This is a genomic window from Streptomyces sp. TAA486 (assembly GCF_000426165.1).
Genome location: NZ_AUEV01000030.1, coordinates 1 through 2,275 on the forward strand (window position 1 = coordinate 1; position 2,275 = coordinate 2,275).

Sequence of the window (2,275 nt, forward strand, 5' to 3'; positions counted from 1 at the left end):
GTCCAGTGGTACGGCGCGCTCACGCAGGGCCGGCACATCGAGCTGCTGCCCACCCGGCCCTACCGCGACTACGTGTCCTGGCTCGAACGCCAGGATCTGGAGCAGGCTGAGAGCTACTGGCGCGAGACCCTGAAGGCCGTCGAGCAGGCCACCCCGCTCAGCATCGAACGTCACGTCACGGCAGGGGCGGCGCCGGTCGAAGCGAGCGGCCAGGCCGAGGTCGGTGTCTCCTTCAGCGAGGAGGACACCAGCCGGCTGCACGAGCTGGCCAACGCCTACCGGTTGACCCTCAACACGGTCCTGCAGGGTTGCTGGGCGCTGCTGCTGGGGCGCTACGCCGGCACGGACGACGTCGTCTTCGGCACGGTCGTCTCCGGACGCCCGTCCGAGGTCGAAGGCGTGGAGCGCATGGTCGGCCTGTTCATCAACACGCTGCCTCTCCGCGTGCAGATGCCCGAGCACAGTTCCTCGCTCGAATGGCTCCAGGGCCTGCAGGAGCAGAACCTGCAGATGCGCCAGTACGACTACAGCCCGCTGGGGCACGTGCAGCGGTGGAGCGAACTGCCCACCGGCGCGCCGCTGTTCGAAAGCCTCTTCGTCTTCGAGAACTACCCCGTGGAGAAGGACGAATCGGCGGCGCTCCGCTTCGACATGACCCGTTCCGAGGAACGCAGCAACTATGCACTGTCCGTCGTGGCCACGGTGCCCGACGACCGGCTCCGGATCTCCGTCCAGTACGACACCGGGCGCTTCGAGAGAGAAGCGGTGGAACGCATGCTCGGACACCTCCGGAGCATCTGTTCGCAGATCGCCGGGGACCCCGGTGCGCGGCTGAGCGAGATCACCGTCCTCACGGACGAGGAACGCCGGCAGATCCTCCAGCACGGGAACTCCGCGCCCGAAGAGACCGTGATCGACGCCGACTTCGACCTGTCGGCCTTCGCGGCAGGAATCAAGACCGCCGAAGAGCGCGAGCTCCTTGAACAACTCGTCGCAGAGGTTCAGGGAATGTCGCCCAGCGATCTTCAGGCCCCACATCTGAGTGCTTCACCGGCTACCGAGACGAGTGAGAATCATGAGTGAGTTTCTTCCTCAGCTTGAGAACCTGTCTCCGGAGCAGCAAGCGATGCTGCGTCTCCGGCTCCAGCAGGCCAAGCAGCAGGCAGCGCAGCCGGCGTCGTTCCACGAGCTTTTCGAGGCATGGGCCCGCCGCTGCCCCGATCGCGTGGCGGTCTCCTTCGGCGACAGCCAGCTGAGCTACGCCTGTCTGGACCGGCTGTCCAACCGGCTCGCGCATCTTCTCCGGGACCGCGGTGTCGGACGGGAGACCCTGGTCGGCCTCTCCATGCCGCGTTCCGCGGAGATGATCGTCGGACTCCTCGCGATCATGAAGGCCGGCGGTGCCTACGTACCGCTCGACCCGACGTACCCGCGTGAGCGCCTGGCCTACATGGTCTCGGATGCCCGGTTGCCGGTGGTGCTGGCACGGCGGTCGGTGCTCGGTGTGCTTCCCGAGTCGGACGCACTTGTCCTGGCCGTCGAGGATTTCTGGTCCGAGCTGGAGAAGTGGCCCGAGACGGCTCCGGAGTCGGGCGGGACGGTCGACGACCTCGCGTATGTGATCTACACGTCCGGCTCGACGGGCCGGCCGAAGGGTGTGCAGGTCCCTCATCGCGGCTTCCGGGACATCTCCCAGTGGCAGTACGAGAACTACGGGCTGGATGCCCCGCAGCGCGTGCTCCAGGGCACTTCCCTGAGCTTCGACATCTCCGTATGGGAGTTCTCCGCGGCGCTGCTGTCGGGCGGGACGTTGATCCTGCCGCCGCCCGACATGCAGATGACGGGGCCCGATCTCGCCGGTCTCCTGATCGAGCAGGGCGTCGAGAACATCAGCCTGACGCCGTCGGCGCTCTCCACGCTGCCTGAGGATTCGCTGCCGTTCGTACGCTGCATCACGGTCGGCGGCGAGGCATGCCCACATGACCTCGTCCGTGTCTGGGCGCCCGGCCGCGCGTTCTTCAACGGTTACGGCCCCACCGAGGCCACGGTCGGCGTGTGCCTCGCGCGGTACGAGCCCGACCTTGAGCGTGTCCACATCGGCCGCCCCATTCGCGGGACGCAGCTTCATGTCCTCGACTCGCGCCAGCAGCTTCTTCCGGTGGGTGTCGCCGGCGAACTCCACATCGGTGGGGCGGGGTTGGCGCGTGGCTATCTGGGCCGTCCGGATCTGACGGCCGAGGCGTTCATCGCCAATCCGTTCGGGGATGACGGGGGC

At 67.3% G+C, this 2,275-nt stretch carries 2 protein-coding genes; both read left to right on the top strand.

Annotation, left to right across the window (positions count from 1 at the left end; translation table 11 throughout):
* The coding region (locus I004_RS36525) for a condensation domain-containing protein (protein ID WP_037978180.1) at positions 1–1,083 on the top strand (1,083 nt) is incomplete at its 5' end.
* On the top strand, positions 1,076–2,275 hold a 1,200-nt coding region (locus I004_RS0127745), incomplete at its 3' end, for an amino acid adenylation domain-containing protein (protein ID WP_158677131.1). The genes I004_RS36525 and I004_RS0127745, both read left to right, overlap by 8 nt.